Here is a 22587-nt window from a genome sequence, read left to right as displayed (position 1 = left end):
TTCATTCTTTCCACAAATCAAGCTTCTCGGCATGAAGTCGGCCCCCGAGATCCCGGATTTCGCCGAGAATCTGCCCTTCTGCTGGACCGCCTGAACTGGAGCCGCGGCGGGCTAGCCCGCCGCGTGGGCGTGGACAAACCAGCCTGGCGCCACCTGCCGCGTGGCGCTCACTGCCGCGATCGCCGAGGTCCTGCCCGGCTTCACCCGCGCGGATTGGCGGCTCCACCCGGGCGTCTTCACCGCGCGCTGCGTGCGGGCGGCGGAAGCGCCGCCGGCCCCGTCGCGCCCGCTGCTCCCCGCCCTCGCCGCCCCCGGGACGCACACCGCCTCCACCGCGGCGCGCTATGGCGGTCTCTGGCTGCTGCTGCGTGCAAGCGTGCTGACGCCGGAACGGCCGAGCCTCGTGGGGGTAGCTCGCCAGCATCGCACCGCGTGACGGCACGGTGTGGATGGCCGTCCAAGGCGGGCTGCACGGGACCTGGCGGGCGGCAGCGCCGCTCGTTCCGCTGCACCACCTGCTCTACATTCGGAATGGAAGGACGCGCTATGGGCCAGATTCTTCATGGGAGCGCCCGCACGACAGAGGTGGTCCGTCGCGCGATCCAGCATGGTCACGCGAGCCTGAGGGACCTGGCGCGCCGCTAAGGCGTCAATCCGAAAACCATCGCCGAGTGGCGCAAGCGCGCCTCTGTCACCGATCAGCCGACAGGGCCGAAGGCGCCGCGTTAACCACCCTCTCGCCAGACCAGGAAGCCACCATCGTGGCTTTCCGCCGCCATACCGTCCTGCCGCTCGACGATTGCCTCTACGCCTTGCAGGCGACGATCCCGCCGCTCACCCGATCCTCGCTGCACCGCTGCCTGGAGCGCCACGAGATCTCTCGCCTGCCCGAGGTGAAGGGCGACAAGCCCGCCAAGACCGCCTTCAAGCCCTGTCCCATCGGCTTCTTCCACATCGACATCGCCGAGGTGCACACCGCCGAAGGAAAGCTCTGCCTCTTCGTTGCCATCGACCGCACCAGCAAGTTCGCCTTCGCTCAGCTGGTCGAGAGCGCAACGCGCGTTACCGCATCCGCCTTCTTTGAGGCCCTCGTCGCAGCCGTGCCGTACGGGATCCACGCCGTCCTCACCGACAACGGCATCCAGTTCCGGCTACCGCCTCGCTACGCCAACGAGCCCACCGCTCGATATCTCACGCACATGTTCGACGTGCGATGCCAGGATCATGGCATCGTGCATCGCTTCACCCGCATCAACCATCCCTGGCCCCATGGTCAGGTCACGGATGAGCCGCACCACCAAGGACGCGACCGTCAAGCGCTTCCACGACGACAGCCACGACCAGCTCAGGCGGCACCTCCAAGACTTCGTCGCCGCCGATAACTTCGGTCGTCGTCTCAAGCGGCTGCGCGGCCTCACACCCTACGAATTCATCTGCAAGGCATGAGCAGCCGAGCCCGAACGCTTCAACGCAAATCCGCATCATCAAATGCCGGGACCAAACAGCTTCGGCACGGCGGCGGAGGGGACGAGCTTCGCGCAGACTGACGCCACGACGTGGCGGATCACCTCGGCCGATGGCCTGGCGACGGAGACCATCACGCTGGGACATGCGGCCACCCTGCACAGCTCGGACTGGAACTTCGTATGGCGCGGGGGCGCTGCGCCTGATGGCGGGCCGGCGGCCCCTCCTGCGATCCGCGGCGCCGGCGCGCCGAACCGGGCAGCCTCACGCAATGGCTGGATTCCCGCGCTCGGCGATCTGATCTAGCCTCCCCAAAACAGGGGGAAGGACACGCAAATGGGTCATCGCATCGCCATCATCGGCGCGGGCGCCGTCGGCTGCTATGCCGGCGCGCATATGGCGCAGGCCGGCGAGGACGTGACCTTCGTGGACACGTGGCCCGAGCATGTGGAGACCATGCGCCGCGACGGGCTGCGCGTGACGCATCTGAAGGACGTGCCGGAATTCACCGTGCCGGTGACCGCCATCCACCTCACCGAATTGCAGGCGGTCGCGCGCAAGCCCTTCGACATCGCCTTCATCTGCGTGAAGTCCTACGACACGGACTGGGCCACGATGATGATCCGGCAATACCTGGCGCCCGGCGGCTTCGTGGTGTCCTTGCAGAACTGCATGAACGAGGAGACGATCGCGGGCATCGTCGGCTGGGGCCGCACGCTGGGCGCCATTGCCAGCTCCATCACGGTCGAACTGAGCGAGCCCGGCCATGTCCGCCGCGCCTCGGGCAAGGGCGGCGCCGCCCACACCGTCTATCGCGTGGGCGAGGTGCATGGGCGCATCACCGACCGCGCCGAGGAGGTGGGGCGCCTCACCGGGCTTTCCGACAGCACGACCGTGACCTCCAACCTCTGGGGCGAGCGCTGGTCGAAGCTGGTGGCGAACGGCATGGGCAATGGGCTCTCCGCCTCCACTGGCCTCGTCATGAAGGACATCCTGACGAATGATGCGCTCCGGGCCTTCGGCGCGCGGCTGGGCAGCGAGGCGATCCGCGTGGGCCAGGCGCTGGGCTATGCGCTGGAGGAGATCTACCACCTGGACCCCGAGATCATCGCCCGCGCCGGCGAGGGCGATGCCGCCGCCCGCGCCGCCTATGACGCGCATCGCCTGGCTGAGGCGGCCAAGCCCGGCGGCGGCGCGCATCGCCCCTCCATGGGGCAGGACATGGTGAAGGGCCGCCGCACCGAGATCGAGTTCATCAACGGCTTCATCGCCGAGAAGGCCAAGCCGCTCGGCATCGCCACCCCGGCCAACGCGGCGCTCACCGAGATCGTGCTGCGGCTCGAGCGCGGCGAGATCACGCCCGATCCGCGCCACATCCTGGAACTGCGCCTGAACTGAGCGGCCCGGCCGCTAACCCTGCAACTCGATGTCGCCCGGCTTCCAGCTCTGGTCGAACCAGGGCTGCAGCGGGCCATAGAGGCGCAGGATCACGAACCAGGACTTGCCCGGGATGGTCTGCACCCAGTTGCTTTCCTTGCCCGCCGGCGGCGTCGGACCGAACCACACATCCACCGAGCGGTCAGGGTTCACCTGGAGATCAGGCTTCTGGCTGCTAACCGAAGGGAATCGGTTGTCCGTCTGCAGCATGGAGCGCGTCTGCGTGTCATAGACGATGGTGGACCAGAAGGTGCGGACCGGCACCGGGCCCGGCAGCCGCAGGCGATAGGTCTTGCCGCCGTCGAAGGCGTTGCCGTTGGAATCCTCCGCGGTCCAGGGATAGGTCGAGCCCTCGCCCACCACCTTCGTGTCCATCGCTGGCGTCACGCCGGTGGCCGCGAAGAAGTAGAAGGAGCGGGCGTTGAGGTTGGGCACGCCGGGCTGGCGTTCGAACTTGTAGCCGCCGACGAAGGCGAATTTCCACTTGCGATCGGGGAAGATGATCCCCTCCGGATCACGCATCCGGTAGAAGAGCGCGCGCGCGGTGGCGTCCCCGGCAGCTGCGGCCTCGGTCAGCACGCGGCGCATGCGCTCATCCGGGCGGAAGGTCTGGCCCTTGCGGATGCCGACGGCCGCGAAATAGCCGAGGCTCGTCGCATCCGTGGCCTCCGGCGGCTCCTCCTGGACGACGGTGTTCAGCAGTTCCCAGAAGCGGAAATCGGCCGGGCCCACCATGTTGAAGGGGCGCGTCGAGGCATCCACGAAGGTGAGGCGCGGCGGATTGGCCGCGCGGGCGAGCGGATAGACCTTGGTGCGGCGCTTCACCGCGTCCACGCCCGGGCGCGGGTCGCCATTCTCCAGAAAGCTGCGCCAGATGACGACGCTGCTGAAGGTCCTGGGGCGGATCACGTTGTAGCCCTGCGGCACCTGGCCGCGCCAACCCGGCGGCAGGATGAGATATTTGCCGCCCCGCCCGCGATCCGCGCCGGTCAGGCCCAGATCAGCCACCCAGAAATAGTACATGTCATTGATGATGCCGAGCACGCGCGGCGGCACCTCGATGACGAGCGGCCCGCCGCGCAGGTCGATCCAGAACCAGGTGTAGGGCGTGTTGTCATTGGCCGTGAGCTCGACCGTGCGGCTGTCCACCAGTTGTTCCCAGATCGGGATGGTGACGTTGTCGGGGCCGAAGCTGCGGATGGCCTCGCGATTGAAGGCCTGGTTCACGGCCGGGATGCCGAGGAGGTAGGCCTGCACCGCCTGCTGGAAGATCAGGTTGTCGTAGATCGCATCCGTGGTCGGGCCATCCGGCACGCCGTCGAAGAAGTTGAGCCGGCCGAAGCGCGTCTCCACCGTGGCGGGCGAGGCGACGCCGGACGGCATGGGGGTGGTGTAGCGAAAGACGGGCGGGGTGGCGTGCCGGTGAGCGGCTGCGCCTGGGCGCGGCCCGCGCCGAAGGTGCCGCGCAGGGCGGCGGCCGCGGCGGCCAGCGCCGCGAGATCACGTCGTTTCGTCATTCCTGGCCTTGCCTCGGTCGAACCCGGTGAATCCGTGTTCTCATTTTTTGAGGCTAGGCGCTCATGCGGAAGCGCAACAGTGCAGCAGCGTTAATCTACGGACACCCGAGCCGCGCGCGCGATGGCCTGCCACCGCTCGGCGCTCGCCCGGATGAAGGCCTCGTTCTCCGCGAAGGGCAGCGCCATGGGCTCGACGAAGGCGGTGCGCAGCCGGTCATGCGTGGCGGGCGCGCTGCGGGCGCGCTCCAGCGCCTCGGCGAGGCGGGCGACGACCGGCGCGGGCGTGCGGCGCGGCACGCCCAGGTTGAACCAGATGCCGAGGTCATAGCCCGCCAGCCCCGCCTGCTGCATCGTCGGCACATCAGGCAGCGCGGAGGCGCGCGTCGTCGTCGTCACGGCCAGCGGGCGGAAGGCGCCCGAGCGGACATGCGCCGTCGAGGTCGCGGTGGTGTCGAAGCCGAAATCCACCTCGCGGGCCAGCATCGCGGCCACCAGCGGCGAGGAGCCGCGATAGGGCACATGCGTCGCCTCGATGCCCGTCATGCTGAGGAACAGCGCGGCCGAAAGATGCGAGGAGGAGCCATTGCCGACCGAGCCGAAGATCAGCGGGCGGCGCCTGGCCTCCGCGATGAAGCCCGCCATGTCCGTCGCCTGCACGCGGCCCGGGATGACGGAGAGGATGTTCGCAACCTCCCCGATCATGCCGAGGCTGACGAAGTCCCGCACCGCATCCACCCCGGAAGAGGCGGCGTAGAGCAGCGGGTTCACGCCGAAAAGCGCAGTGGTGCCGAACAGGATGGTGTAGCCGTCGGGCTCCGCCTGGGCCGCAGCGACGGTCCCGATATTGCCCCCTGCCCCGGCCCGGTTCTCGATCAGCACGGGCTGGCCCAGTTCGCGCGAGAGCGGCTCGGCGATGATGCGGCCCACGATGTCGTTCACGCCGCCCGGCGGGTAGGTGACGATGATGCGGATGGGCCGCGTGGGCGCCCAGGGTTGCGCCCGCAGCGCGGGGGCCGCGAGCAGCATGCCAAGCCCGGCCAGCGCCAGGCGCCGTGTGGTACGTGCCATCCTCAATACCTCCCTGTGCGGCCGGCCCGTTATGTCCCGGGCCTGACCTGATGCGTGCGCCGCCTAGCGGGCGCGCTCGATGCAGAACCGAACGACATCGGCCAGCGCTTCGCGCGCCTCGCCCTTCGGGAAGATCTCAAGCGCGGCCAGCGCCGCATTGCCGTATAGCTCCGCGCGCTCGATCGTGCGCTCGATGCCGCGGTGCTTGGCGATCAGCCGCTGTGCCTCGGCGAAGTCCTCGTCGGTCTGCTCGCCGGCCTCCAGCGTGCGGCGCCAGAATTCCTGCTCGGCCGCGTCGCCGGCGTGGAAGGCGGTCAGCACCGGGAGCGTGATCTTGCCCTCGCGGAAATCGTCGCCGACCGTCTTGCCCAGGCGCGCCTGCTCGGCCGAGTAGTCCAGCGCGTCATCCACCAGCTGGAAGGCGATGCCGAGGTTGTTGCCATAGGCGTCCAGCGCCTCGGCCTCGACCTGCGGGCGGTCGCCCACCACGGCACCCAGGCGGGCGGCGGCGGCGAAGAGGGCGGCGGTCTTGCCCTGGATCACCTCCAGATACTGCGCCTCGGTGCTCGAGAGGTCGTTCTGGGTGATGAGCTGCAGCACCTCGCCCTCGGCGATGGTGGCCGAGGCGCCCGCCAGGATGCGCAGCACCTCGAGGCTCTTGTCCTCGATCATCAGCTGGAAGGCGCGGGCGAAGAGGAAATCGCCGACGAGGACGGAAGCCTTGTTGCCAAACAGCGCATTGGCGCTGGCCTGGCCGCGGCGCAGCGCGCTCTCGTCCACCACATCGTCATGCAGGAGCGTCGCGGTGTGGATGAACTCGACGCAGGCGGCGAGCGCCACGTGGCGCGGGCCCTCATAGCCGCAGAGGCGCGAGGTCGCGAGTGTGAGCAAGGGGCGCAGGCGCTTGCCGCCGGCCGCGATGATGTGCGCGGCCAGCTGCGGGATCAGCGCCACCGGGCTTTGCATGCGCTGGATGATGAGGGTGTTGCAGGCCTTGAGGTCTTCCGCGACCAGCCGGTTCAGCCGCGCCAGCGCGTCCTCGCCTCGGTCAGCCCGCATGGCGCCATTATCCCTCACCTGTACCACACCCGCCACGCGCGCATTCCCTGTCTCTTCCCTCAGCCCCCATGGTCGAAACTTGACCCCGGCCCGGGCTGTGCAGGATACCGAGAGGCCGACATGGCGGCAAGGCAAGGGAAATCAAGGATTTCAGCCGATGGAAGTGGTGGCGGCCGATGCGGATCCCATCCGGATGCAGTTCCTGGCCTCGCTGCTGCGGGATGCCGGGATCGAGGCCGTGCTGCTCGATCGCAACCTCTCGGGCCTCGGGCTCTCGATTTTCCCGCAGCGGCTGGCCGTCCGCGCGGAGGATGCGGCCCGTGCCCAGCGGTTGCTGAAGGAGGCCGGTGTCTAGCAACCTCTCCGAGGACGCCCTGCTGGGCGGCCGCGTCAAGCTGCTGCAGCCGCGGGACGGCTTCCGCGCGGCGCTGGACCCCGTGCTGCTGGCGGCCTTCGTGCCGGCGCGGCCCGGCGACTCCGTGCTGGAACTGGGCTGCGGCACGGGTGCGGCCTTTCTCTGCCTCGCCGCCCGGGTTCCGCGCCTCGGCATCCTGGCGGTGGATCGCGACCCGGCGCTGGTGGACATCGCGCAGCGCAATGCCGGCCTGAACCTCCTGCCCGCCGAGATCCGCGCGGCCGATGCGCGGGAGTTGCGGCACCTGCCCCCCATCCATCACGCCTTCGCCAATCCGCCCTACTGGGCGGGCGGCACCCCCTCGCCCATGGCCGAACGCCGCCAGGCGGCCCATGAGGATGCTCCACTTCTGGACTGGGTGCAGGCCATGGCGCGACCGCTGCGGCACAAGGGAACGCTGAGCCTGGTGCTGCCCGCCGCGCGCTTCGCGGAAGCCGCGGCCGCCCTGATCGAGGCCGGGTGCGGGGCGGTGCGTCTCCTGCCGCTCTGGCCCCGCCAGGGCGTGCCCGCCAAGCGCATCCTGATCCAGGCCCGCCGGGGTGGCGCGGGGCCGGATGAGGTGCTGCCCGGCCTCGTCCTGCATGAGGCGGATGGCCGCTACACCCCGGCCGCCGAGGCGGTGCTGCGCGAGGCTTCCGCGTTGACATAGCGCCCCCAGGGCGGCGCATCATCGCCCCCAACCACAGGGAGGGGCGCATGGCCCAGGACAGGCAGCCGGAGCGGACCCACGCGCTGGTCATCGGCGCGGGCTTCGCGGGGCTCTACCTGCTGCACAGGCTGCGGGGCCTCGGCATCCCCGCGCTGGCGCTGGAGGCGGGTGATGGCGTGGGTGGCACCTGGTACTGGAACCGCTATCCAGGTGCCCGCTGCGACGTGGAAAGCATGCAGTATTCCTTCGGCTTCTCGGAGGAATTGCAGCAGGAATGGAGCTGGTCCGAGCGCTTCGCGGGTCAGCCTGAAATCCTGGCCTATGCGAACCATGTGGCCGACCGGCTGGACCTGCGGCGGGACATCGCCTTCAACACCCGCGCGACCTCGGCCGCCTGGGACGAGGCGGCGGGATGCTGGCTGGTCGAGACCGATACGGGGCGCCGGATCATCGCAAGCCAGCTGATCCTGGCCACGGGGTGCCTCTCCTCCGCGCGGCTTCCGGATATTCCGGGCATCGGGGATTTCGCGGGCGAGATCCACCACACGGGGCAATGGCCGCATGGCGGCGTGGATTTCACGGGGCAGCGGGTCGCGGTGATCGGCACGGGGTCTTCCGCGATCCAGGCGATTCCGGTGATCGCGAAGCAGGCGGCGCAGCTCACCGTGTTCCAGCGCACGCCCAATTTCAGCATCCCCTCCCGCAACGGGCCCATGACGGAGGATTACGCGCAGGCCTGGAAGCGGGATTACCCGGCCCGGCGCGCGGCGGCGCGGCAGATGCGCACGGGCATCCTCTATCACCTCAACCCCATCTCCGCGCTCAGCGTTAGCGAGGCCGAGCGGCGCGCGGAATACGAGGCGCGCTGGGCGGCGGGCGGCACGGCCTTCATGGCGGCCTTCAGCGACCTGCTCACGAACAAGGAAGCCAACGACACGGCCGCCGATTTCGTGCGCGAGAAGATCCGCGGCCTGGTGCATGACCCGGAGGTGGCGGAGATCCTGGCGCCGAAGAACCATCCCATCGGCACCAAGCGCATCTGCGTGGACACGGCCTATTACGAGACCTTCAACCTGCCGCATGTGAAGCTGGTGGATGTGCGGCGGCACTCCATCACGCGCATCACGGCCAAGGGCGTGGAGGCGGGCGGGCAGACGCACGCGGTGGACAGCATCGTCTTCGCCACCGGGTTCGACGCGATGACGGGGACCATCCTCGCCATCGACATTCGCGGGCAGGACGGGCTTTCGATGCGGGACGCCTGGGCGGAGGGGCCGCGCACGCATCTGGGGCTGATGGTGGCGGGCTTCCCGAACCTCTTCCTCATCACCGGGCCGGGCAGCCCCTCGGTGCTGTCCAACATGATCGTCTCGATCGAGCAGCATGTGGACTGGGTCTGCGACGCACTGGCGCATATGCGGCACGCGGGCTTCTCCGTCATGGAGACGACGGCGCAGGCGCAGGAGGAGTGGGTCGCGCATGTGAACGAGGTGGCGCACCGCACGCTCTATCCGCAGGCGAACAGCTGGTACATGGGCGCCAATATCCCGGGCAAGCCGCAGCTCTTCATGCCCTATGTGGGCGGCGTGGGAACCTACCGGCAACTCTGCGACGAGATCGCGGCGGGGGGCTATCCGGGCTTCGCCTTCACGCCCGCCGAACAGGTCAGGGCAGCCGAATAACCGACCCGAAAGAAGTCAGCACCGCCGCACGAGAATCCGGACGCAAAGCGGTCGGCGCGCCCAGACCGGCCTCCCCGCCAGCGCGCCTCAAGCGGCGCGAAGCCAAGGCGGCGGAGCCGCCGCCCGGCGCTTGAGGGCGGTTAACGAAGTGCCCCGGCGGGGCACGCCGTGCGGCCGCCATCCACCTGGAACTGGCCGCCCGTGATGCCAGAGGCCTCGTCCGAGCACAGGAAGAGCACCATTGCCGTCACCTCGGCCGGTGTGCAGTAGCGGCCGAGCGGGATGGAAGCCATGTATTTCTCCGGCACGTCATTGGCGCCACGCGCCGTCGCCTGCTCCTCCAGCGAATGGATCATGCGCGTGTCGGTCGGCCCGGGGCAGAGCGCATTCACCCGCACGCCCCCGCGCGCCACCTCGCCCGCCGCCGTCTTGGTCATGCCCAGCACCGCATGCTTGGAGGCGACATAGGGGCCGAGCCCGGCCGAGCCCACCAGCGCGGCGGTCGAGGCCGTGTTGACCACCGCGCCCTTGCCCTGCGCCAGCATCACCGGCATCACATGCTTCATGCCCAGGAAGACGCCCTTCACGTTCACCGCGATGACGGCGTCGAAGACCGCCTCCTCCTGCTCGATGATGGGCCGGACATGGCCCTCGATGCCGGCATTGTTGAAGAAGCAGTCGATGCGGCCCCAGGCCTCCATCGCGGCGGCGACATAGCCGCGCACATCGGCATCCTGCGTCACATCGGCCTGGCGGAAGCGCACGTCATGGCCCTGGGCGGCCAGCGCCGCGGCACCGTCGGCGCCGCGGGGGTCGCGGTCCACCATCAGCACCTTGGCCCCTTCGCGGGCGAAGCCGCCGGCGGCGTCCAGGCCCAGGCCGTTCGCCGCGCCCGTGATGATGACGACCTTGTTCTCGAAGCGCATCCTCAACTCCTCATTCCTTGTTCAATTGGCCGTGTGGCCGCCATCCACGGCGATGGCCTCGCCGGTCACGAAGCTCGCGCGGTCCGAGCAGAGGAAGACCACCATCGCGGCGATCTCCTCCACCGTGCCGATGCGCCCCAGCGGCACGCGCGCCAGGATGGCGTCGCGTCGGCGCTCTATGCCGCGGTGGGCCAGCGGCGTCTCGACATAGCCGGGGCAGATGGCGTTGACCCGGATGCCGTCCTTCGCGTGGTCCAGCGCCGCGGCCCGGGTCAGGCCGATCACGCCATGCTTGGCCGCCACATAGGCGCCGGCCTTGGGCAGGGCGATGCGGCCGGCGATGGAGGCGGTGTTCACGATGGCCCCACCCGATGTCATGGCCGCGATCTCGTGCCGCATGCAGAGGAAGACGCCGGTGAGGTTGACGTTGATCACCCGCGCCCATTCCCCGGCGGAGATCCCGGCCAGCGGCTGCGGCTCGGCGGGCGCCACGCCCGCATTGTTGAAGGCGCAGTGCAGCGCGCCGAAGGTCTCGACGGCCGCGCGCACCATGGCGGCCACATCGGCCTCGTCGGTCACGTCGGCCGCGATGGCGCGCGCCTCGCCGCCGGCCTGGACGATGGCGGCGGCGGTGCGCGCGGCGCCGTCGCGGTCCGCCACCAGCACGCGCGCCCCCTCCCCGGCCATGGCGAGCGCGGTGGCGCGGCCGATGCCGGAGGCCCCGCCCGTCACCAGCGCGACCTTGCCGGCCAGCATCACGCGCGCATGCCCTCCTTCAGCGCGCGCGCCGCCGTCTCGATCAGCTCCAGCGCGGGCTTGATGATGGCGCACATGGTCAGCGCGCCGTGCAGGATATCGGCCGCATGCAGATGCGTCACACGCACGCCCTCGCGCTCCAGCCGCGCCGCATATTCGCGCCCCTCGTCGCAGAGCGGATCATGGCCCACGGTCAGCACGAAGGCGGGCGGCGTGTTCGCCAGAGAGGCGGCGCGCAAGGGTGAGGCGCGCCAATCCGTCCATTGCGCGGCATCGGGGATGTAGAGGTTGCGGAACCAGTGCATGCCGGCCGCGACCAGCGGCAGGCCCTCGGTGAAGCGCTGGTAGCTCTCATGCGTCGCCGTCATGTCGGTGGCGGGATACATGAGCAGCTGGAAGCGCAGCGGCGGCAGCGTGCCGTCGCGCGACATCAGCGCCATCACGGCCGAGAGATTGCCGCCCGCGCTGTCGCCGCCGACGGCGAGCCGCGCTGGATCGATCCCCAGGGCGGCCGCGTTGTCGGCAGCAAAGCGCACCGCCTCGGCCATGTCGTCCACGGCGGCCGGGAAGATGTGCTCGGGCGCCATGCGGTAATCCACGGCGAGCACGGCGCAGCCAGAGCCATTGGCGAGGCTGCGCGCAAGGTGGTCATGCGTGTCGAGGTCGCCGAAGACCCAGCCGCCGCCATGGGCGAAGACCAGGCCGGGCAGGATCTGGTCCGGCGTGCTGCCCAGCGGGCGATACAGGCGGGCCGCCACGCCGCTCTTCAGGCGCAGGTCGCGCGCCTCGGCCACATCCGGCGAGGGCGGCTGCACGACATTGCGGCCGGCGGCGTATTGGGCGCGCGCGGCCAGCGGCTCCATCGTGTCGAAGCGCGGACGGCCGCTGGCCTTCACCAGCTCCAGCAGGGCGATGCAATCGGGATGCAGGGGGGCGGTCATGCGCGCGCCTCGCCGGTCGGGAACATGCGTCGTCTTCCTCCGAAGGTCTTCGGCGCAGCATGGACCCGGGCGGCGCGGCGGGGCAACGGCCCCCTCACCCCGCCGGGGCGGCGGGCGGGGTCCCGCGCCGCGCCCAGAAGGCGCCGCCATGCGTGCTGAGGCCGTGGAACAGGTCGTCCCGCGCCCAGAGCGCGGCGAGGCGACCATGCAACCCCGGCTCGCCGCTCGCCCAGGCCACGGGCAGCAGGATCTCGTCGGCGCCCGCGCCGCCGAGCAGATAGGCCATCAACAGGTATTGCTCGCTGTAGAAGCGGTGGTTCCAGGCCTTCGGATAATCCTGCGGCAGGAAGATGTCATGGATGCCGTAGATGACGCCGGGCGGCAGCGCGGGCAGCAGTTCGGTGAAGAAGATGGTGACGTCGGAGCCCGGGAAGCTGCGGTGGCTGTTGTCGATGAAGAGCATGTCGCCTGGCTGCAGCCCTTCCCAGAAGCTGGCCGGCATGTCCTCCATCCGGCTCACGATCGTCTCGTCGCACAGTCCGGCCAGGGCATTGTGCGGGTGTGGGTCGATCGAGACGATCCGCGTCGCGAGGCCGAGATCGGCGATGGCCTGGCGGGCGAAACGGGTGGAGATGCCCGATCCGACCTCCAGGTACAGGCGCGGCCGGTGCCGGGCGATGAGGCCGTAGAGCGCCGCGCCGTCGAAGGGCGGGAACCAGTCATTCTGCCAGAAGGGCCGCAGCGTGCCGTCCGCCAGGCGCGGGATGCGGGCCAGGCCCTGGGCCTCGGTGGCGATGCCGGCGAGCGTCGCCTCGATGCCCGGCAGGGCCTTGCGAAACTGCGCGTCGAGCTGCCGGCCGCCGGCCGAGGACGCGAGCGGACGGGCCGCCGGGTGATAGGCATATTCGGTGATGAAGAGCCGGTCCTCCGCGCGGGCCGCGCGCATCCCGGCCGTCTCAGCTTCGAGATGGGCCAGCGCCGCGCACGCCGCGGCGAGGCGCGCCTCGCGCCGATCCAGCTCCGCCGCCTGCGCGGCAAGCCTCGCGGTCGCGGCATGCAGCTCGGCCTGAAGCCGGTCGCGCCCCTCCACCAGCCGGCGCAGCGGAGGGAACTGGAGGAGGGCTCCGCGCGCGAGGGAACGGGGTGTCGGCATGCCAATTTCTTTCCGCGTGATGTAGGTTATTTCATATTAGACCCATGACCTCGCCGCCATCCCCGCCCGGCCGATCCGCCTTGCGGCCCCTGGGTGGCTGGCCTAATGCTGCGCGCATTGGCGGCTTGACGGGCGAAACACGCGATGGATGAGGCAGAACGCCGGCAGGCCAGGGCTTTCGCGGACCTCACCTATGAGGGGTTCCGCGATCTCGCCGGGCGCGCCGATCTCAGCCGCTACCAGCGCATCGGCTTCCCTGACAGCCTGCGGGCGGGGCGCGAGGCCGCGATCTTCGAGGACATCCGCGCGAAGCTGCCCGCCCTGGAATCCGCGCGCGGGCTGAGGGTGCTCGATATCGGCCCCGGCTGCAGCGACCTGCCGGCCTTCATCATCGAGGCCTGCCGCGCGCAGGGCCACGAGATCATCCTGGTCGACTCCCCCGAGATGCTGGACGCGCTGCCGGACGCCCCCTTCATCCGCAAGGTCGAGGGCCCCTTCCCGCAATGCGCGACCGCGCTCGATGGGCTGCGCGGCGGGGTGGACGTCATCATCTGCTATTCCGTCCTGCATTACGTGTTCGCCGCCGGCCCGCTCTTCGCCTTTCTCGACGCGGCCATGGCGCTGCTGCGCCCGGGCGGCGGGGCCATGCTGATCGGCGATGTGCCCAACGCCTCCATGCGCCGCCGCTTCCTGGCGAGTGCCGCCGGCGCCGCCTTCCACCGCCACTACACGGGCCGCGACGAGGACCCGGTGCCCGGCTTCAACCAGCCGAGCGAGGGCGAGATGGATGACGCGGTGCTGCTCTCACTCGTTGCACGCGCGCGGGCCGCGGGGGTGGATGCCTGGGTGCTGCCGCAGCCGCCGGAGCTCCCCATGGCGAACCGGCGCGAAGACCTGCTGCTGCGGAGGCCGTGATGAGCGCGCCCGAAAAGCGGCATGACCTCGTCCTGGTGGGCGACAGCGCCTTCGCCGAGGTGGCCCACGAATACTTCACCGCCTTCAGCCCCTATCGTGTCGTCGCCTTCGCGGTGGAGCGCGCCTTCCTCAAGCGGGAGACCCTCTGCGGCCTGCCCGTCGTGCCGCTGGAGGAACTGCCCGAACGCTACCCTCCCGCCACGCATCACGCCCATGTGGCGGTGGTCTATACCCAGCTGAACCGGCTGCGCGCGCGGCTGGTGGCCCAGGTCGCGGCGGCGGGCTACCCGCTCGCTTCCTTCGTCAGCCCGCACGCCTTCGTCGCCCCCAGCGCGCGCATCGGGCGGCACTGCTTCATCTTCGAGAACAACGTTGTGCAGTCCTTCACCGAGATCGGCGAAAATGTCGTCCTCTGGTCGGGCAACCATATCGGGCACCACAGCCGCGTGGGGGACAATGTGTTCGTCTCCTCCCATGTCGTCGTTTCGGGCTTCTGCGAGATCGGCGCCAACAGCTTCCTCGGCGTGAATGTCGCCATCGGGAACAATCTGCGCGTGGCGGCCGATAACTGGATCGGCCAGGGCGTCGTCATCTCCCGCGACACCGAGGAGGGGCAGATGTTCCGCCCGCCCGAGCAGGAGGCGGCCAAGGTGGGGGCCAGGCGCTTCTTCCGCGTGCGGGACGAGCCGCCGGCATGAAGTGGCGCAAGCTCGGCCTGCTCTGGGCGCCGGATGGAAGCCGGCCCTGGGCGCAATCGCATGCGATGCTGGCGACGCCGGTCTATCTGGAGGATCGCATCCGCCTGCTGCTCGGCGTGTGCGACGCGAACACCGTCTCGCGCACTGGCTGGATCGAGGTGGATCGCCGCGACCCGAGCCGCGTTCTGGCCGTGGCGGAGCGGCCGGTGCTGGACATCGGCGAGCCCGGGCATTTCGACGACAATGGCGTGAACCCGTGCAGCGCGGTGACGCTGGCCGACGGCTCGGTCCGGCTCTACTACAATGGCTACCAGCTGCAGACGAAGGTGCCCTACACGCTCTTCGCCGGACTCGCGACCGCGCCGCGTGGTGATATGGATTTCACGCGCTGGGCGGTGACGCCCGTGTTCGACCGCGGGCCAAAGGAGCCGATTTTCCGCACCGCGCCCTATGTCCGCAAACGCGACGGCGCGCCGGGCTGGGAGGCCTGGTATATCGGCGGCGCGGGCTTCCGCTTCGTCGAGGGTCGCAAGCAGCCGCGCTACAGCCTGCATTACGCGACCTCGGAGGACGGGATCCACTGGCCGTCCGAGGGGCGGGAGCTGATGGCGCCGGAGGGCGAGGAGATCGGCTTCGGGCGGCCCTGGATCCAGCGCGTGGGGCCCGCCGACTGGCGCATGTGGTACGCGGTGCGCTCACCGCGCGGCTATGCCATGGGCTATGCCACCTCGCCCGACGGCCAGGCCTGGACGCGGCGCGATGCGGAGGTGGGCCTCGATCTCTCCCCCGGTGAATGGGATGGCGAGATGCTGTGCTACGGTGCCGTCGAGCGGATCGGCGGCGCGCTCTACATGTTCTACAATGGCAATGGCTATGGCCGGACCGGCATCGGCCTCGCCGTGCTCGAAAGCGACTGAGGCCAGCATGTCCGCCACCGTCCGTCCCCTCATCGTCGAACGCTACACCGCCGAGCGGCGCGCGGAATGGGACGAGTTCGTCCGGGCCAGCAAGAACGGCACCTTCCTGCTGCTGCGCGGCTACATGGACTACCACGCCGACCGCTTCAGCGACTGCTCCCTCATCATCCGCAGCGGGGATGAGATCGTCGCGCTGCTGCCGGCGCATCGCGATGGCGACCTGGTGGCAAGCCACAATGGCCTGACCTTCGGCGGCTTCATCATCAACGCGCGGATGACGACGCCGATGATGCTGCGCGTCTTCGACGTGGTGCGCGCGCATCTGGCGGCCCAGGGGGCGAAGACGCTCATCTACAAGAGCATCCCGCATATCTATCACCGCCTGCCGGCGGAGGAGGACCGCTACGCGCTGTTCCGCCACGACGCTCAGCTCTACCGCCGCGACCTGCTGAGCACGATCGACATGGCCCGCCGCCCGCCGCCGCAGGAGCGCCGCCGGCGCGGCGCCGCCAAGGCGATGAAGGCGGGCGTCACCGTCGCCGAGGACCAGGATTTCGCGCTCTTCTGGGACCTGCTCGATCGCCATCTGCGGGCGCGCTACGACGTGAAGCCGGTGCACAATGTGGGGGAGATCCAGTATCTCCATTCCGGCTTCCCGCAGAACATCCGCCTCTTCACCGCGCGCGACCCTTCGGGCGGGCTGCTCGGCGGCGTCGTCATCTACGAGGCGGATGAGGTCGCGCACCTGCAATATGCCGCCAGCACGCCGGATGGCTTCGCCATGGGGTGCCTGGACCGCATCTTCCTGTATCTGCTGGACGAGGTCTTCGCGCAGAAGCGCTGGTTCGACTTCGGCAACTCGACCGAGCAGCAGGGCCGCTACCTGAATGACGGCCTGATCGAGCAGAAGGAAGGCTTCGGCGGCCGCGCCGTGGCGCACGACTATTTCCAGCTGAATCTGTAGCGGCTCAGCCGTCCCGCCTCCGGGAGCGGCGGCACGGGCTGGCTGAGCACCGCCGCGGCCAGCAGGGTCTCGGTCAGCACGGCGGCGATGTAGAGCGGATAGATGCGCCGGAGCAGGAATTCGCCCGCGCGCTCGCGCTGCAACACCTGCGTGATGATGTAGCCGGAGACGAGGAGGAAGACGATGACGCCGGCGCCGCCCGCCCAGACGAAGGGTGCCAGGATCTGTGCCATCAGGCGCAGCGTCACATGCAGCGTGGGGTCCTGCGCCGCGGCCTCGATCGCCGGATAGAACTCGTGGCCGGCCAGCACGCTGGCGAAGGCGAAGATGCGCAGCAGGTCGAGGAAGACGACGCGGCCCTGCGCCGTCTGGGGCGCGGGGACGGATTCGGTCGGCCTCGTGATGTGCATCACATGCCGACGAGCCTATTGCCCGGCCCCGGCAAATGCGCCAACCCTCCGGCTCAGGTTTTCTGGAGCCCGCCCGCATGGCCACGACGCCGATCGTTTCCGTCTGCATCCCGTCGTACAACCACGCGAAATACGTGCGCGCCGCGCTGGAGAGCGTGCTCAACCAGGATTTCGGCGACTTCGAGATCATCATCACCGATGACGGCTCGACCGACGGGACGGTGGAGGAGGTGCTCGCCGTGCGCGACGAGCGCATCCACTTCGAGCGCAACGAGCGCAATGTCGGCCCCAGCGTCACCGCCGCGCGCAACATGGCACGCGCGCGCGGACGCTTCTTCGCCTTCCTGCCTTCGGATGACCTCTATCTGCCGGGCAAGCTGCGCCGCCAGGTGGAAGCCTTCGAGCGGCAGCCCGAACTCGCCGCCGTGTTTTCCTGGATGACGCCGGTGGATGATGGCGGCGCCCCCATCGCGGGCGATTTCCCCTATTACCGGCCAGCCGGCGTCACCCGGGAATCCGCGCTGCGCCACTTCTTCTTCGAGGGGAACCTGCTCTCGGCGCCCACCGTCATGGTCCGGCGGGAGGGCTTCGAGCGCGTGGGCGTCTTCGACCCCTGCCTCTGGCAGACCCAGGATTACGACATGTGGGTCAAGCTCTGCCTGAACTTCCCGATCCATGTGATCGAGGAGGCGCTGGTGGCCTATCGGCTGCGCGCGGGCGGCGCCAACATGCACGCGAGCAACCCGGCCACCGATGCGCGCGTCGCCTGGGAATTCGTGCAGGTGCTGCGCAACTATTTCACGCTGGAGCAGGACCCGGCGCTCTTCCTGCGCGTCTTCCCCGAGGCGGCGGCGCATCTGGAACAGGGCCACGGCGTCACCGGCGCGCTCGCGCTGCTCGGCCTTGGCGCCAGCGCGCCCGCGCCGCGCAACTTCGGGATCGAGGCGCTATATCGCGCGCTCAACACGCCGGAGACGGCGGCGGCGCTGGAGCGCACGGGCCATGGCGCGGCCTATTTCTACCGCGCCCTGGCCGAGGTGGACCCGATGCGGACCGGCGCGCTGCGCGCGCTCGCCGCCAGCGGCCAGGAGATCGCCCGTCTGCAGGCCTCGCAGGGCGGTGCCGAGCAGCTGGCGCAGCTGCAGGCGGCGCATGCCGAACTGCTCGCCTATCACCAGCAGGTGATGGAGGCGAAGGAATGGTGGCAGAAGCAGGCCGAGGCCTGGGAGGCGCAGGCCAAGGGCCGCCGGGGCTGACGCGCCTCAGCCGCCGCGCAGCATGCGCGCCGGCACGCCCACCACGGTCACACCCGGCGGCACGTCCCGGATCACCACCGCCCCCGCGCCGACGACGGCGCTGCGCCCGATCCGCCGGCGCGGAATCACGCGCGCGCCGGTGCCGAGATCGGCACCCGCCTCGACATGCACGCCCCCGGCCAGCGCCACGGCCGGGGCGAGCGTCGCGAAATCCTCCAGCACCACGTCATGCGCCAGCGTGCAGCCCGGATTGACCAGCACATGGCGGCCGATCGCGACATCGGTGGTGGCGGAGGCATGGCCGAAGACGATGCTCCCCTCACCCAGTGTCACGCTCTCGCCCAGCCAGGCGGCGGGGTGGCGGAGCGTGGCGAAGCGGGCGCCGGAGAGGCGCTCGACGGTGGCCGCGCGCAGCCCGGGGTCGCCCAGCGCCACGACCACCGAAAGCGTGGGGTCGGCGCGCACCATGGCCATGGCATCGTCATGCACCGGCAGGCCGCCGAGCGTGGGCGCGCCGCGGTGCGAGGGGTCCACCGCGAAGCCGATGGCCTCGGCCGGCCGGCCGCTGGCGGCGATGTCCCGCAGGATCTGCAGCACCTCGCGGCCCAGACCGCCCGCGCCGAAGATCAGAACGCGCCCGGGGCCGGCGGGGGCACTCATGCGAGGCAGGGCAGCGGACGGGCGGGGGCGGCCAGGGCCTCGAGGTAGGCGGCCTCATAGGCGTCCATCATGCGGCGCCGGTCGAAGCGCGCCTCGGCCACCTGGCGCGCGGTCTCGCGCAGCGCCGCGAAGCGGCCGGGGTCCTCCTGCAGGGCGGCGACCAGCGCAGCGCAGCGCGCGGCATCGCGCGGCGGGCAGAGGAAGCCGTTGCGCCCGTCCTCGATCAACTCGGGAATGCCGCCGACGGGTGCGGCGATCACCGGCACGCCGCAGGCATTGGCCTCCATGATCGCGGCCGGGCGGCCATCCAGCACCGAGGGCACCACCAGCACGTCGATCGCGGCGAGCGCGGTGGTCGGGTGGTCGGCGAAGCCGCGGAACGCGATGGCGTCGCGGGCCGGGCTCGCGGCGATGCGGGCCTTCACCTCGCCCGCCATGGCGCCCTCGCCGAACATGACGAAACTGAGGCCCGGCCGGGCCGCATGCAGCGCCTCGGCGAGCGTGACGAAGCCGAGCGGATTTTTCTCGGGCGACATGCGGCCCACATAGCCGAGCACGAGCTCCGGCCCCGGCGGCTGCAGCGCGCGGCCGGCGGGGACGAAGCGGGCGATGTCCACCCCGCTCTCCACCTGCCGCACCCAGGCGCCATGCGGCCCTCCCTCGAGCCGCGAGACCATCTCCCGGCTTTCCACCAGCACGCCGTCATAGCAGGCGCCGTAATGGGCGAAGGCGTGGAAGTGCGGGCCGTTGTTGTAGAGCGTGTCCACGAGGCGCAGTGCCGGGCGGCGCTCCTTCAGCCGGGCCAGGTGCGAGTAGGCCCAAGGGGAGCCGATCTGCAGGATCAGGCCGATGTCGCGCTCCTCGACGAGCGCCTCCAGCCGGTCCGGCCCGTCGGGGCCGATCGCCTCGGAGAGATCGATCAGGCGGCCTTCGGCGGCGAAGTCGTCCAGCGGGTCCATGGTGTAGCCCTGGGCCACGGGCAGGTAGCGCGCCACGGTCACGTCATGCCCGCGGGCGCGCATCTCGCGCATCACCGACACCGGCAGGGAGCCGACCACCAGGAAGGGAAAGAGGGCCAGGATGCCGCGCGCGGCGGGGGCAGGCTCAGCCATGTCGGGTGTCTCGCGGGGCGGCGGCGGGGCGGGTCATCGGGGTCGGGGGCGCCTGCGTCACAGCTTGCCGCGCGGGCCACGCAGCGCGTTGACCAGTGGCTTGAGAGCGGCCTTGAGACGGTGGCGCAGCCCCGCGCAGTAGGAGGCCTCGCAGCCCTCCGCCCGGACCTTCCATTGGTCGCGATCCGCCAGGTAGGCGTCGCGTTGCGCCCGCATATGCGCAAGCTCCGCCTCAAGAACGCCCAGGCGCGCCAGCACGCTCCCGGTGGCCTGCCCCGTGGGAAGATCCCCGGCTTCGTCCAGGCCAGCCATGATCCTGGCCTCACGCTCCCACAGCGCGGCCTGGCCGCGCCAATAGTCGCGCGCCTCGATATAGGCGCCCATATCCGCGTAGAGCTTCTCCAGCAGGCCGGCCGGCAGATGCGACTTGCCGTGCAGCAGGCCGAAGCGGCCGAGGCGGTCCAGCACGCCGGTCGGGTCCTCCGCCTTCAGGCTTTCACGGAAGGCGGGGAAATCGGTCTGCGCCGGCAGGGTCAGCATGTAGCCCGCGAGGCGCGAGGCCTCGCGCGGCGTGACCGAGATGATGTGCGCGTTCTTGGCGAGCCAGCCCAGCATCTCGGCCAGGGCGTCGAAGAGGCAGCGCCGCTCGGCCAGCGGGGCCAGGTTGCGGATCTTGGCGAAGCTCATCTCGAGCAGCGTGCCGACCGGGTCCGCATGGGTCACGCCGCGCGCCTGGAGGCGGTAGAAGGTGTCGGGCTCGTGCAGCAGGCCGAAGCGGCAGCCCTGCGCCAGGGCGCGCGTCCAGAGCTCGTAGTCCGGCGCGCGCACCATCGCGGCGTCGTCCAGGCCGATGCGCAGATGCGCCGCGCGCCGCACCATGGTGGAGGAGCGGCAGAGCGGGTTCTGGCCGATCCAGGTCTCGACGCGGTTGAGCTGGTAGTCGCGGTTGATCAGCGCCTCGACCTCATCGGCCCGGGCGTGGCGCCCGCCTGTCTCGTCCACCACCGAGACCCAGCCGCCCAGGATGTCGATCGAGGGGTCGCGCGCGAGGGCGGCCAGTTTCCGCTCGCACTTGCCGGGTGCGATCCAGTCATCGGCGTCGAGGTTGACGAGCCACTCCCCGCGCGCGGCCTGCACCGCGACATTGTAGCTGCCGGCGCCGCCCAGGTTGCGCTCATTCTCGATCAGGCGGATGCGCGGATCGCCGAAGGAGCGGATCACCTCGCGCGAGGCGTCGGTGGAGCAGTCATCCACCACCACCACCTCGAAATCCTGGACCGTCTGGTCGAGGATGCTGCGCAGCGTGGTGCGGATGTAGTCCTGGTAGTTGTAGGACAGGACGATGAAGGAGAGCTTGGGCGCGTTCACCGCAGCGCCTCCGCCACGCGGCCGATCTCGGCTTCGGTCAGGCCCTCGTAGAAGGGCAGGCCGATGACGCGCGGCGCCAGGTCCTCCGTGACCGGCAGCGCGGTGCGCCGCAGGTCGGCGAAGGCCGGGTGGCGGTGGGTGCCGAGGCCCCACCAGCGCCGCCACTGGATGCCCGCCGCATCGAGCCGGCTGAGGCTGCCCTCCAGCCGGTCCGCGGGGATGACGACGTTGAGCGTCATCGTCGCCCATTCCGTGCCGGCGCCCTCCTGCAGGCGGCAGGGGGAGTTGCGCAGCGCCTCGGCATAGAGCCCACCCAGGTGCAGCAGGCGTTGTTCCTTGGCGTCAATGCCGGCAAGCACCGCGAGGCCGACGGCAGCCGCGTATTCCGAGATGCGGTAGTTGCCCGCGCGCTCGGCCGAGACGCGATCGGTGCCCAGGAAGCCAAATCCGGTATTGGCCGCCAGGCGGTCCGCGAGCGCGGCATCCGTGGTGATCACGGCGCCACCCTCGCCGATGCCGAAGACCTTGGTGGCGTGCAGGCTGACGGCGAGCGGCTGGCGGCCGATGCGGCGCAGCGATGTGACGGCGGCGGCCGCGTCGAAGACGACGGGGACGCCGTGCTTCGCCTCGAAATCCTCCCAGCCCGCGACGTCGGGCGGCGCGCCGAAGGCGCTGACCACCAGCACGGCGGCGGGCGGCTCCGGCAGTTCGGCCATCGCGGCCTCGGCCAGGGCCGGCGTCAGGGTGAAGCGCGCCTCCTCCACATCGGTCAGCACGGGTTCGAGACCGGCATTGCAGACCGCATGGGCGCTGGCGATGAAGGTGAAGGCAGGCATGAGGCAGAAGCGCCGGCCCGGCAGGGCGCGGGCGCGCAGCGCGATCTCGATCGCCGTGGTGCCGCTGCTGGCGGTGACGACGCGCACCCCTCCCACGCCCGCCTTGGCGCCCAGCCAGCGCGCCATGCCCTGCTGCAGCTCCAGGCAGAGCGGGCCGTAGTTGCTGTAGATCCGGGTCGCGTCGATGCGGTCGAGATAGGGCAGCACCTCCGCCGCCCGGGGCAGCAGCGGCCGCAGCACCGTGATCGGCGCCGGCCCGCTGCCCGGCGTGGCCTGGCCCGTCATCGCGGCGCGCCCGCCAGGCCGGCCGTGCGAGAACATGCCTGCAAGGGCTGCAACCGAAGGCAAGGCTGGAAGTTCACGTGAGGCGGTTCCTCGTCTGGG

Annotated in this window: 23 protein-coding genes and 1 pseudogene; 12 read left to right on the top strand and 12 right to left on the bottom strand. The window is 70.4% G+C overall.

The genetic code is table 11. From position 1 onward, the window contains the following. The first annotated feature begins 160 nt into the window (after positions 1 to 160). The 4 genes and pseudogenes from ACQ860_RS01375 to ACQ860_RS01360 all read left to right on the top strand — a co-directional run bounded on the left by ACQ860_RS01375 (position 161) and on the right by ACQ860_RS01360 (position 2862). On the top strand, positions 161 to 436 hold the full coding sequence (locus ACQ860_RS01375) for a hypothetical protein (protein ID WP_431301616.1): 276 nt from the start codon (positions 161 to 163) through the stop codon (positions 434 to 436). A gap of 110 nt (positions 437 to 546) precedes the next feature. After that, a pseudogene (locus ACQ860_RS01370) lies at positions 547 to 1443 on the top strand (IS481 family transposase); the annotation flags it as partial. A 45-nt stretch (positions 1444 to 1488) separates the two neighbouring features. After that, entirely contained in the window at positions 1489 to 1770 is a 282-nt protein-coding gene (locus ACQ860_RS01365; RefSeq protein ID WP_431301615.1) for a hypothetical protein, read from the top strand. Between the two features lie 30 nt (positions 1771 to 1800). Beyond that, complete coding sequence (locus ACQ860_RS01360; protein ID WP_431301614.1) at positions 1801 to 2862, top strand: ketopantoate reductase family protein; 1062 nt, start codon at positions 1801 to 1803, stop codon at positions 2860 to 2862. Between the two features lie 12 nt (positions 2863 to 2874). On the opposite strand, the gene ACQ860_RS01355 is transcribed toward ACQ860_RS01360, so the two are convergent. From ACQ860_RS01355 to ACQ860_RS01345, 3 genes are all read right to left on the bottom strand, one after another. Further along, positions 2875 to 4284, bottom strand: coding sequence for a DUF1254 domain-containing protein (locus tag ACQ860_RS01355; RefSeq protein ID WP_431301613.1), 1410 nt, complete (start codon positions 4282 to 4284; stop codon positions 2875 to 2877). A gap of 224 nt (positions 4285 to 4508) precedes the next feature. Next, the gene (locus tag ACQ860_RS01350) at positions 4509 to 5486 is read right to left on the bottom strand and encodes a Bug family tripartite tricarboxylate transporter substrate binding protein (protein WP_431301612.1); all 978 of its coding nucleotides are present in this window, start codon (positions 5484 to 5486) and stop codon (positions 4509 to 4511) included. 63 nt (positions 5487 to 5549) lie between these two features. After that, entirely contained in the window at positions 5550 to 6545 is a 996-nt protein-coding gene (locus ACQ860_RS01345; RefSeq protein ID WP_431301611.1) for a polyprenyl synthetase family protein, read from the bottom strand. Between the two features lie 157 nt (positions 6546 to 6702). On the opposite strand from ACQ860_RS01345, the gene ACQ860_RS01340 reads away from it, so the two are divergent. From ACQ860_RS01340 to ACQ860_RS01330, 3 genes are read left to right on the top strand one after another with little or no spacing between them, the layout of a single operon-like run. After that, on the top strand, positions 6703 to 6900 hold the full coding sequence (locus ACQ860_RS01340) for a DUF2007 domain-containing protein (protein ID WP_431301610.1): 198 nt from the start codon (positions 6703 to 6705) through the stop codon (positions 6898 to 6900). Further along, on the top strand, positions 6893 to 7609 hold the full coding sequence (locus tag ACQ860_RS01335) for a tRNA1(Val) (adenine(37)-N6)-methyltransferase (protein WP_431301609.1): 717 nt from the start codon (positions 6893 to 6895) through the stop codon (positions 7607 to 7609). The genes ACQ860_RS01340 and ACQ860_RS01335 overlap by 8 nt, the downstream gene beginning before the upstream one ends. A 47-nt stretch (positions 7610 to 7656) precedes the next feature. Continuing rightward, on the top strand, positions 7657 to 9291 hold the full coding sequence (locus ACQ860_RS01330; protein WP_431301608.1) for a flavin-containing monooxygenase: 1635 nt from the start codon (positions 7657 to 7659) through the stop codon (positions 9289 to 9291). 140 nt (positions 9292 to 9431) lie between these two features. Here the strand turns inward: ACQ860_RS01330 and ACQ860_RS01325 are convergent, their stop codons facing one another. The 4 genes from ACQ860_RS01325 to ACQ860_RS01310 form a co-directional block, all read right to left on the bottom strand. Then, entirely contained in the window at positions 9432 to 10217 is a 786-nt protein-coding gene (locus ACQ860_RS01325) for an SDR family NAD(P)-dependent oxidoreductase (RefSeq protein WP_431301607.1), read from the bottom strand. Positions 10218 to 10238: 21 nt separating this feature from the next. After that, positions 10239 to 10973 carry an SDR family NAD(P)-dependent oxidoreductase gene (locus ACQ860_RS01320; RefSeq protein WP_431301606.1) on the bottom strand — a complete coding sequence of 245 codons (735 nt, stop codon included), beginning with the start codon at positions 10971 to 10973 and terminating at the stop codon, positions 10239 to 10241. Then, entirely contained in the window at positions 10973 to 11914 is a 942-nt protein-coding gene (locus ACQ860_RS01315) for an alpha/beta hydrolase (RefSeq protein ID WP_431301605.1), read from the bottom strand. The genes ACQ860_RS01320 and ACQ860_RS01315 overlap by 1 nt, the downstream gene beginning before the upstream one ends. 94 nt (positions 11915 to 12008) lie before the next feature. Continuing rightward, positions 12009 to 13067, bottom strand: a complete 1059-nt coding sequence (locus ACQ860_RS01310; protein WP_431301604.1) for a class I SAM-dependent methyltransferase — start codon at positions 13065 to 13067, stop codon at positions 12009 to 12011. Between the two features lie 144 nt (positions 13068 to 13211). On the opposite strand from ACQ860_RS01310, the gene ACQ860_RS01305 reads away from it, so the two are divergent. Genes ACQ860_RS01305 through ACQ860_RS01290 form a run of 4 tightly spaced genes read left to right on the top strand, consistent with a single transcriptional unit; the run spans position 13212 to position 16561 of the window. Then, complete coding sequence (locus ACQ860_RS01305; RefSeq protein ID WP_431301603.1) at positions 13212 to 13982, top strand: class I SAM-dependent methyltransferase; 771 nt, start codon at positions 13212 to 13214, stop codon at positions 13980 to 13982. After that, on the top strand, positions 13982 to 14680 hold the full coding sequence (locus ACQ860_RS01300) for an acetyltransferase (RefSeq protein ID WP_431301602.1): 699 nt from the start codon (positions 13982 to 13984) through the stop codon (positions 14678 to 14680). Before ACQ860_RS01305 ends, ACQ860_RS01300 begins: the two co-directional genes overlap by 1 nt. Beyond that, positions 14677 to 15597, top strand: coding sequence for a hypothetical protein (locus tag ACQ860_RS01295; protein WP_431301601.1), 921 nt, complete (start codon positions 14677 to 14679; stop codon positions 15595 to 15597). The genes ACQ860_RS01300 and ACQ860_RS01295 overlap by 4 nt, the downstream gene beginning before the upstream one ends. 7 nt (positions 15598 to 15604) lie before the next feature. Beyond that, positions 15605 to 16561 carry a hypothetical protein gene (locus ACQ860_RS01290; RefSeq protein ID WP_431301600.1) on the top strand — a complete coding sequence of 319 codons (957 nt, stop codon included), beginning with the start codon at positions 15605 to 15607 and terminating at the stop codon, positions 16559 to 16561. Here ACQ860_RS01290 and ACQ860_RS01285 read toward each other — a convergent pair. Beyond that, complete coding sequence (locus ACQ860_RS01285) at positions 16540 to 16971, bottom strand: acyltransferase family protein (RefSeq protein WP_431301599.1); 432 nt, start codon at positions 16969 to 16971, stop codon at positions 16540 to 16542. The genes ACQ860_RS01290 and ACQ860_RS01285 overlap by 22 nt on opposite strands. Before the next feature lie 77 nt (positions 16972 to 17048). Here ACQ860_RS01285 and ACQ860_RS01280 point away from each other — a divergent pair, with 77 nt between their 5' ends. Next, the gene (locus tag ACQ860_RS01280) at positions 17049 to 18227 is read left to right on the top strand and encodes a glycosyltransferase family 2 protein (RefSeq protein WP_431301598.1); all 1179 of its coding nucleotides are present in this window, start codon (positions 17049 to 17051) and stop codon (positions 18225 to 18227) included. 6 nt (positions 18228 to 18233) lie between these two features. Here the strand turns inward: ACQ860_RS01280 and ACQ860_RS01275 are convergent, their stop codons facing one another. Genes ACQ860_RS01275 through ACQ860_RS01260 form a run of 4 tightly spaced genes read right to left on the bottom strand, consistent with a single transcriptional unit; the run spans position 18234 to position 22524 of the window. Then, entirely contained in the window at positions 18234 to 18887 is a 654-nt protein-coding gene (locus ACQ860_RS01275; RefSeq protein WP_431301597.1) for an acetyltransferase, read from the bottom strand. Then, the gene (locus tag ACQ860_RS01270) at positions 18884 to 19999 is read right to left on the bottom strand and encodes a glycosyltransferase family 4 protein (protein WP_431301596.1); all 1116 of its coding nucleotides are present in this window, start codon (positions 19997 to 19999) and stop codon (positions 18884 to 18886) included. The genes ACQ860_RS01275 and ACQ860_RS01270 overlap by 4 nt, the downstream gene beginning before the upstream one ends. Positions 20000 to 20056: 57 nt before the next feature. After that, positions 20057 to 21367 (bottom strand): glycosyltransferase family 2 protein, encoded by a 1311-nt coding sequence (locus tag ACQ860_RS01265; RefSeq protein WP_431301595.1) that lies wholly within the window; start codon positions 21365 to 21367, stop codon positions 20057 to 20059. Then, entirely contained in the window at positions 21364 to 22524 is a 1161-nt protein-coding gene (locus ACQ860_RS01260; protein ID WP_431301594.1) for a DegT/DnrJ/EryC1/StrS family aminotransferase, read from the bottom strand. The genes ACQ860_RS01265 and ACQ860_RS01260 overlap by 4 nt, the downstream gene beginning before the upstream one ends. Positions 22525 to 22587 lie beyond the last annotated feature (63 nt).

The organism is Sediminicoccus sp. BL-A-41-H5 (assembly GCF_050632405.1).
Classification (GTDB): domain Bacteria; phylum Pseudomonadota; class Alphaproteobacteria; order Acetobacterales; family Acetobacteraceae; genus Roseococcus.
Note: the sequence above shows the minus strand (reverse complement) of the source record. Positions and strands in the feature narration are given on the sequence as shown.

Bases quoted from the DNA above. Each gene is read 5' to 3' on its own strand.
- ACQ860_RS01365 (WP_431301615.1), top strand. From the start codon at position 1,489: ATGCCGGGACCAAACAGCTTCGGCACGGCGGCGGAGGGGACGAGCTTC.
- ACQ860_RS01360 (WP_431301614.1), top strand. From the start codon at position 1,801: ATGGGTCATCGCATCGCCATCATCGGCGCGGGCGCCGTCGGCTGCTAT.
- ACQ860_RS01355 (WP_431301613.1), bottom strand. From the start codon at position 4,284: ATGCCGTCCGGCGTCGCCTCGCCCGCCACGGTGGAGACGCGCTTCGGC.
- ACQ860_RS01350 (WP_431301612.1), bottom strand. From the start codon at position 5,486: ATGGCACGTACCACACGGCGCCTGGCGCTGGCCGGGCTTGGCATGCTG.
- ACQ860_RS01345 (WP_431301611.1), bottom strand. From the start codon at position 6,545: ATGCGGGCTGACCGAGGCGAGGACGCGCTGGCGCGGCTGAACCGGCTG.
- ACQ860_RS01340 (WP_431301610.1), top strand. From the start codon at position 6,703: ATGGAAGTGGTGGCGGCCGATGCGGATCCCATCCGGATGCAGTTCCTG.
- ACQ860_RS01330 (WP_431301608.1), top strand. From the start codon at position 7,657: ATGGCCCAGGACAGGCAGCCGGAGCGGACCCACGCGCTGGTCATCGGC.
- ACQ860_RS01325 (WP_431301607.1), bottom strand. From the start codon at position 10,217: ATGCGCTTCGAGAACAAGGTCGTCATCATCACGGGCGCGGCGAACGGC.
- ACQ860_RS01320 (WP_431301606.1), bottom strand. From the start codon at position 10,973: ATGCTGGCCGGCAAGGTCGCGCTGGTGACGGGCGGGGCCTCCGGCATC.
- ACQ860_RS01315 (WP_431301605.1), bottom strand. From the start codon at position 11,914: ATGACCGCCCCCCTGCATCCCGATTGCATCGCCCTGCTGGAGCTGGTG.
- ACQ860_RS01310 (WP_431301604.1), bottom strand. From the start codon at position 13,067: ATGCCGACACCCCGTTCCCTCGCGCGCGGAGCCCTCCTCCAGTTCCCT.
- ACQ860_RS01305 (WP_431301603.1), top strand. From the start codon at position 13,212: ATGGATGAGGCAGAACGCCGGCAGGCCAGGGCTTTCGCGGACCTCACC.
- ACQ860_RS01300 (WP_431301602.1), top strand. From the start codon at position 13,982: ATGAGCGCGCCCGAAAAGCGGCATGACCTCGTCCTGGTGGGCGACAGC.
- ACQ860_RS01295 (WP_431301601.1), top strand. From the start codon at position 14,677: ATGAAGTGGCGCAAGCTCGGCCTGCTCTGGGCGCCGGATGGAAGCCGG.
- ACQ860_RS01290 (WP_431301600.1), top strand. From the start codon at position 15,605: ATGTCCGCCACCGTCCGTCCCCTCATCGTCGAACGCTACACCGCCGAG.
- ACQ860_RS01285 (WP_431301599.1), bottom strand. From the start codon at position 16,971: ATGCACATCACGAGGCCGACCGAATCCGTCCCCGCGCCCCAGACGGCG.
- ACQ860_RS01280 (WP_431301598.1), top strand. From the start codon at position 17,049: ATGGCCACGACGCCGATCGTTTCCGTCTGCATCCCGTCGTACAACCAC.
- ACQ860_RS01275 (WP_431301597.1), bottom strand. From the start codon at position 18,887: ATGAGTGCCCCCGCCGGCCCCGGGCGCGTTCTGATCTTCGGCGCGGGC.
- ACQ860_RS01270 (WP_431301596.1), bottom strand. From the start codon at position 19,999: ATGGCTGAGCCTGCCCCCGCCGCGCGCGGCATCCTGGCCCTCTTTCCC.
- ACQ860_RS01260 (WP_431301594.1), bottom strand. From the start codon at position 22,524: ATGTTCTCGCACGGCCGGCCTGGCGGGCGCGCCGCGATGACGGGCCAG.